The organism is Acinetobacter sp. UBA3461 (genome assembly GCF_002381195.1).
Lineage (GTDB): Bacteria > Pseudomonadota > Gammaproteobacteria > Pseudomonadales > Moraxellaceae > Acinetobacter > Acinetobacter schindleri.
Map to the genome: position 1 here is coordinate 37961 of NZ_DFRO01000016.1, position 6710 is coordinate 44670.

At 43.3% G+C, this 6710-nt stretch carries 7 protein-coding genes and 1 other RNA gene; 2 read left to right on the forward strand and 6 right to left on the reverse strand.

Annotation, left to right across the window (positions count from 1 at the left end):
* Positions 1 to 27 precede the first annotated feature (27 nt).
* Positions 28 to 1512, reverse strand: a complete 1485-nt coding sequence (glpK, locus tag B3D47_RS02720; protein WP_286859810.1) for a glycerol kinase GlpK — start codon at positions 1510 to 1512, stop codon at positions 28 to 30.
* Between the two features lie 130 nt (positions 1513 to 1642).
* Between glpK and ssrA the strand changes: the two genes are divergently transcribed.
* Positions 1643 to 2003, forward strand: a transfer-messenger RNA (tmRNA) gene (gene ssrA / locus B3D47_RS02725).
* A 417-nt stretch (positions 2004 to 2420) separates the two neighbouring features.
* Here ssrA and B3D47_RS02730 read toward each other — a convergent pair.
* From B3D47_RS02730 to fahA, 5 genes are read right to left on the reverse strand one after another with little or no spacing between them, the layout of a single operon-like run.
* On the reverse strand, positions 2421 to 3068 hold the full coding sequence (locus B3D47_RS02730) for a CoA transferase subunit B (protein ID WP_286859812.1): 648 nt from the start codon (positions 3066 to 3068) through the stop codon (positions 2421 to 2423).
* A gap of 2 nt (positions 3069 to 3070) precedes the next feature.
* Positions 3071 to 3772 carry a CoA transferase subunit A gene (locus tag B3D47_RS02735; RefSeq protein WP_004811035.1) on the reverse strand — a complete coding sequence of 234 codons (702 nt, stop codon included), beginning with the start codon at positions 3770 to 3772 and terminating at the stop codon, positions 3071 to 3073.
* A 23-nt stretch (positions 3773 to 3795) separates the two neighbouring features.
* Positions 3796 to 4371 (reverse strand): VOC family protein, encoded by a 576-nt coding sequence (locus B3D47_RS02740; RefSeq protein WP_004893350.1) that lies wholly within the window; start codon positions 4369 to 4371, stop codon positions 3796 to 3798.
* Positions 4372 to 4391: 20 nt separating this feature from the next.
* Complete coding sequence (gene maiA, locus B3D47_RS02745; RefSeq protein ID WP_286859891.1) at positions 4392 to 5030, reverse strand: maleylacetoacetate isomerase; 639 nt, start codon at positions 5028 to 5030, stop codon at positions 4392 to 4394.
* Positions 5031 to 5050: 20 nt separating this feature from the next.
* Positions 5051 to 6334 (reverse strand): fumarylacetoacetase, encoded by a 1284-nt coding sequence (gene fahA / locus B3D47_RS02750; RefSeq protein WP_286859815.1) that lies wholly within the window; start codon positions 6332 to 6334, stop codon positions 5051 to 5053.
* Positions 6335 to 6522: 188 nt separating this feature from the next.
* On the opposite strand from fahA, the gene B3D47_RS02755 reads away from it, so the two are divergent.
* The coding region (locus B3D47_RS02755) for a helix-turn-helix domain-containing protein (protein WP_286859817.1) at positions 6523 to 6710 on the forward strand (188 nt) is incomplete at its 3' end.

Below are 6710 nucleotides of genomic sequence, written 5' to 3' on the forward strand. Positions count from 1 at the left end.
GCTGAATATTCAGCGGTTTTTTATAGCTTATAAATCTGATTTGGCCCGTTTTAAGGCATTTTTCCATTTGGCCAAGTGTGCTTCACGTTCATCATTTTGCATTTTTGGTTCAAAGGCCTGATCCAGTTGCCAGGACTGGGTAATCTCATCCAGGCTGGAAAAAACTCCGGACTTTAAACCGGCCATCGCTGCTGCTCCCCAAGCGGTGGATTCCAGCATTTTGGGACGTAGCACAGGGACATTCAGCAGATCTGCCTGGAACTGCATCAGCATATCATTTGAACTTGCACCCCCATCGACACGGAGTTCTTTTAAAGGATGAGCAATATCAGATTGCATTGCAGTTAGAATATCGGATACTTGAAAGGCTATAGATTCTAAAGCAGCACGTGCAATATGGGACTTATTGGTACCGCGTGACATCCCACAAAGTAAAGCACGTGCTTCACTGTCCCAGTGCGGTGCACCGAGACCAGTAAAGGCAGGTACCAAAACTACGCCGTCTGTATCTGGAACTTTACAGGCCAGTTTTTCTACATCTGAACTTTTTTGAATAATCCCCAGACCATCCCGTAACCATTGCACCACCGCACCCGCCATAAAGATACTGCCTTCCAGTGCGTAGGTCATCTGACCCTGTGCTTGCCAGGCAAGTGTAGAAAGCAGCTTGTTCTGACTCAGTTGAATATCATGACCAGTATTAAACAGCATAAAACAGCCGGTTCCATAAGTGTTTTTTGCCATACCGGGTTCAAAACAGGATTGGCCAAACAGGGCAGATTGTTGGTCGCCCAGAATACCTGTAATAGGAATGGTAGCACCTAATAAACCAGGTGCCGTATCTGCAATATGGCAATCGGAGCTGATGATTCTTGGCAGGACTGCAGCTGGAATATTAAACAGATCCAGTAGGCCTTCATCCCAACTTTGAGTTTGCAGATTCATTAGCATGGTACGGGAAGCATTACTGGCTTCAATGACATGTTCAGCGCCTTGGGTCAGGTTCCAGATCAGCCAGCTATCGATGGTGCCAAAAGCGACATGTCCTTGTTCTGCCAATGCGCGTAAACCCTCAGTATTTTCTAATAACCAGACCAGCTTTCCGGCACTGAAATAGGGGTCAATGCGTAGACCGGTTGTTTGTTGTACCTGATCCATCAGGCCTTGCTGAATCAGCTGATTACACCACTCTGTCGCACGGCGGTCCTGCCAGATAATAGCCGGCGCAAGAGGCTTTCCATTACGGCGATCCCACACAACAGTCGTTTCACGCTGATTGGTGAGTCCAATCGCTTTAATGTCTTTTGCTAGAACTCCCGCAGAAGCGATCGCTTGCTGAACGACACCAATTTGGGTAGTCCAAATTTCTAAGGCATCTTGCTCGACCCAACCCGAACGAGGAGTTTGAATATGTGTTTCTTTTTGAGCTGTCGCTTGAACCTGTCCATGTTCATTAAAAATAATTGCACGACTAGACGTCGTTCCCTGATCGAGGGCCAATAAATAGCTCATAATTTTTTTAAATACTGACTTGAATTTTTAAATATTAGCGCAATTATGTAATCAGGCGCATTCAAAAGTGTATTTGTGTAGAAAATGCATCGTATTTTTTACCAGTTATGCTATGATTGCTCTGTACTTTGGGGGTGTTCTTGGCTTCGACGCTGATGATGAAACTCATAGATGCATGCCGAGAGCGCATTTTCTCTCGTAAATAAAATTTGCATTTTAATAGTCGCAAACGACGAAACTTACGCTCTAGCTGCCTAAGGGCAGCTTGTCCGCATCCCTGAATACTTGTGGTTAGGGGTCCCGACTGAAGCGAACGCACACAAGTCCGTATGAAATCAAGCCTTGGGGTTTCGTACTAAATCTTAAAGGATCGCGATTTGTACCCTGTTCGTCGGGTCACAAAGAGCTAAATCAATAGACGATATCTAAGCATGTAGTATTCTCGAGCGTAATGTTGGCGGACGCGGGTTCAACTCCCGCCACCTCCACCAAAATTCTTCTTATAAAAAAGCCACTTATATAAGTGGCTTTTTTATTAAGTATTTTTTCTACTAATTAAAATTTTATTATCATCATTATCTTTAGTGATCACTTTAAATATAAATTAGTGTGAAAGTAGTTCTGAATCTTAAATTTTATAAGTTTTATTGAGCTTAATGAAAAATAATAAACCGAAAAAAAATAGTTTTTCTGCAAACTTATTTGAATAGAAATAAAGATAATTTTATTTGATCAAATAAGGGGAATTACATTCATAAGATTTTATTGTGATTTTTAAAATTATACGGCAAGAGTATGAATATTATAGAAAAATATGCTTTATCTTCGGTATAATTACGATGCGAAAGCAGTATTTCAGAAGATAATCAAAGCAGCTTTTGCTGCTTTGATTATCCAGTAGAAGCAGATCAGGCAGCTTCAAGTGCATCCGTAATCATCTCCACCCCAGTTGCAGCTTTGATCTGCTCAAGGGTGACATCTTGAGCCAGTTCTATTAAGACTATTCCTCTTGAAGTAATATCCATAACGCCGAGATCAGTGATAATCCGGTTGACCACACCTTTACCTGTTAGCGGTAAAGTACATTGAGGAACGATTTTCGAGGTACCATCTTTAGCCGTGTGTTCCATTAGGACTACGACTTTCTGCACACCGGCTACCAGATCCATGGCACCGCCCATACCTTTGACTTTCTTGCCTGGAATCATCCAGTTTGCCAGATCACCCGTTTCGGAAACTTCCATTGCTCCCAGAATCGCAATATTGACATGCCCACCGCGAATCATGGCAAAGGAATCCGCACTGGAAAAGAAGGCAGCACCTTTACGGGCAGTCACCGTCTGTTTACCTGCATTAATTAGGTCTGCATCAACGGTTTCTACAGTTGGAAATTCATCAATGCCTAACAGGCCATTTTCAGACTGGAGCCAGACGTTGACATTGTCCGGAATATAGTTGGCCACCAGTGTTGGCAAGCCGATACCAAGATTGATATAGAACCCATCTTCAAGTTCCTGTGCTGCACGTTGAGCCATTTGATTTCGAGTCCAAGCCATGATTATGCTCCCGCCTTTAAGGTCATCTGTTCAATGCGTTTTTCTGGTGAAGCATTAACGACAATTCGATTCACATAGATTCCAGGCAGATGGATATCATCGGGATCAAGTTCACCAATCTCTACGATTTGTTCAACTTCAGCCACAGTGATTTTCCCGGCCATGGCGCATTCAGGATTGAAATTACGTGCAGTTTTACGGAAGACCAGGTTGCCGGCCTTGTCTGCTTTATAGGCTTTGACCAGTGCCACATCTGCGGTTAATGACTTTTCCAGAATAAATTCTTTACCCTCAAATTCACGGACTTCTTTGCCTTCAGCAACCAATGTGCCAACGCCTGTTTGGGTGTAGAAAGCGGGAATTCCAGCACCGCCCGCACGCAGTTTTTCTGCCAGTGTTCCTTGGGGTGTCAGCTCTACTTCCAGCTCACCATTTAAATATTGACGTTCAAATTCCTTATTTTCACCGACATAAGAAGAAATCATTTTTTTGATCTGCTTGGTCCGCAACAATTTACCTAAACCAAAGTCATCCACCCCCGCATTATTAGAAATACAGGTGAGGCCGGTGACACCGGTATTTTTTAAGGCTTCTATGAGTGCTTCAGGAATGCCGCATAAACCAAATCCACCGACCGCCAGTGTTTGATGATCTGCCACGATATCTACTAAAGCTTCCTGAGCATTCGCAACGACTTTATTCATCAGAAATCCCTTCCTTTAAAAATTTAAGCATCCATCTTGGCTTCGCGAGCGCTCTGGTCTAATTCATCCGCATGCAAGAAGTGTGTATGTGAAGGTGCGCGTTTGGTTTTGCTCCATTGTTCCAGCATGTCATACTTCATTGCTTCGGTAATCATGGCAATTTTCTGGTGTGCTTTTTCATCATCATAAGCCAATTCCAGACGATGACCATTTGGATCGAAGAAGTAAATCGAATGAAAAATGCCATGATTGGTAATGCCCAGTACATCTACGCCATTGGCTTCCAAATGTTCTTTGGCCTGAACTAATGCCTGACGATCCTTCACTTTTAAGGCAATGTGCTGTACCCATTTCGGGGTATTTTCATCACGGCCCATTTCCGGTTGGGTTGGCAGTTCAAAGAAGGCCAAGACATTGCCATTACCTGCGTCCAGAAACAGATGCATATACGGGTCGAAAGCCTTGGTAGATGGCACATGATCCTCGGCAAAAGCCAGAATAAAGTCCATGTTCAGATTTTTTTTGTACCATTCCACGGTCTCTTTGGCATCTTTACAGCGGTAGGCGACATGGTGAATTTTTTCGATTTGAATGGTCATGGTTATATCCTTATATGTTCTTATGCTGCATCCAGTTGTGCTTCGGGTGCAGCCTTTTGAAAAGCGTCCAGTGAATTGCAATGGGTATAAATCGATTCAATTTTTGGGAAATCTGAAAGATCGATATTGAAACGTTTGGCGTTATATACTTGTGGAATCAGACAGCAATCTGCAAGGCTCGGCTGATCTCCAAAACAGAATTGTCCATTTGAATGTGTTAATTGAGCTTCAAGTGCTTTTAAGCCGGTAGTGACCCAGTGTCTGTACCATTCGTTTTTCTGTTCATCGCTGGCAGTCAGGGTTTTAGTCAGGTACTGAAGTACACGTAGGTTATTTAATGGATGAATGTCACAGGCAATATTCAGACTAAAGGCCCGAATCAGCGCACGCTGTTGCAAATTCTTGGGCAACAGGGGAGTCTCGGGAAATTTTTCTTCCAGATATTCAATCATGCTGAGCGATTGGGTCAGCGTGAAATCATCTTCAATCAACGCAGGCACCAGCTCACCGGGATTGACCTGACGAAACGTTTCACTATGCTGTTCGCCACCATTGTTCACTAGATGAACCGGAATATGTTTTGCTTCGAGTCCTTTCAGGTGGAGTGCAATACGAACCCGATAAGCGGCTGAACTGCGAAAATAGGTATATAGTTTCATGGTCATGATTTCACTCCAGCTTATTCATTAAAACCGAAATCAATCGCTGGCAGAATTTTGCCGCTCACAGCACCGAAACCGATACGCAAACCATCTTTTTCACAATGGCCTTTCATGATTACGGTGTCGCCGTCCTGAATGAAAGTGCGCTGTTCACCATTCGACAAGGTAAGTGGCTTGGTGGCATTCCAGGTGATTTCCAGTAATGAACCATAAGAATCTGGTGTAGGGCCGGAAATCGTACCTGAACCCATCAGATCACCGACCTGCACATTACAGCCGGCAATGGTGTGATGAGCCAACTGCTGTGCCATTGACCAGTACATATATTTGAAATTGGTTTCACAGATCACATCTGCTTGATCTGAATGTTCAGGCTGGATTTCGACAGACAGATTGATGTCATAGCTATTGCTGCCATTGTCTTCACGCAGATAAGTCAGAGGTTTGGGATCTTGAACTGGTGAACTGGTTTTAAACGGTTCAAGTGCTTCTAAAGTCACGATCCATGGCGAGATCGAAGAAGCGAAAGTTTTGGCATTGAATGGGCCTAGGGGCACATATTCCCATTGCTGTAAATCGCGCGCCGACCAGTCATTAAATAGCACCATACCAAAAATATGGTCCCAGGCATTTTCAATCGCAATTGGCTCACCCAGATGACTTGACTTGCCGATAATAAAACCGGTTTCCAGTTCGAAGTCGAGCTTGCGGCAGGCTGAAAATACTGGGCGATCAGAATCCGGTAATTTGATTTGTCCAGATGGACGCACGATCTCTGTACCGCTGACAATTACGGAGCTGGCACGACCGTTATAACCGACCGGAAGTTCTGACCAGTTGGCTAACAGTGCATTTTTCGGATCACGGAACATACAGCCAACATTGGTGGCATGTTCTTTGGACGAATAGAAATCAGTATAGCCCGGGATAAGCACCGGTAGATGCATTTTGACATCTGACTGTTTAAAGAAAACCTGATCACGAAGTGTCTGATTGTCACGCAATTCGGCATGATCCGCTGAGAGTAACTTTTGTAATTCCGTACGTACTTTAGACCAGTTGGCTTTACCCGACTCAATAAAAGCATTCAAGGTTGGCTGATTAAAAAATTGCTGACCTTGTTCCAGCTTTAAATAACTTTTTGCTTCCAATGCTGCCAAGTCAATCACCCATTCTCCAAGTGCGACCCCAGCACGTGGTTGGGCGTTTTGCTCATCACTGAAAATACCATAAGGCAGGTTTTCTAAAGGGAAATCTGAATCAGGAGCGATGTCGACAAATGACTTTAAACGTGTCGTCATAAATATGAATCCTTTCCGTGGAAAATTTAAGTTCTATACAGAATCATACTTATATTTTTAAATTACGCAATAAATAATTTGATTATGAATAATGTAAATTTGTTAAAATGAAGTTATGATCTGAATCTGGAATCAGATTTGGTTGAGCAAGATTTTTGATTTCAGTAGTACAATGGTTTTATAGAGCCATGAAAATTAATGCGTATATGCAGGATGAAACGATGAGCGTTGAGGAAGAAAAATTACAGGGAGGAGTGCAGTCTCTAGAAGTAGGATTAACTGTACTCGATGCATTGACTGAACATAATGCACCGATGATGTTAAAAGAGCTGTCAGAAGTCCTGTCTATGCATCCTGCAAAAGTGCATCGCTATGT

What these genes read in the sequence shown, in the direction of transcription:
- glpK (WP_286859810.1), bottom strand. Translation starts at nt 1,512, where the DNA reads ATGAGCTATTTATTGGCCCTCGATCAGGGAACGACGTCTAGTCGTGCA.
- B3D47_RS02730 (WP_286859812.1), bottom strand. Translation starts at nt 3,068, where the DNA reads ATGGCTTGGACTCGAAATCAAATGGCTCAACGTGCAGCACAGGAACTT.
- B3D47_RS02735 (WP_004811035.1), bottom strand. Translation starts at nt 3,772, where the DNA reads ATGAATAAAGTCGTTGCGAATGCTCAGGAAGCTTTAGTAGATATCGTG.
- B3D47_RS02740 (WP_004893350.1), bottom strand. Translation starts at nt 4,371, where the DNA reads ATGACCATTCAAATCGAAAAAATTCACCATGTCGCCTACCGCTGTAAA.
- maiA (WP_286859891.1), bottom strand. Translation starts at nt 5,030, where the DNA reads ATGAAACTATATACCTATTTTCGCAGTTCAGCCGCTTATCGGGTTCGT.
- fahA (WP_286859815.1), bottom strand. Translation starts at nt 6,334, where the DNA reads ATGACGACACGTTTAAAGTCATTTGTCGACATCGCTCCTGATTCAGAT.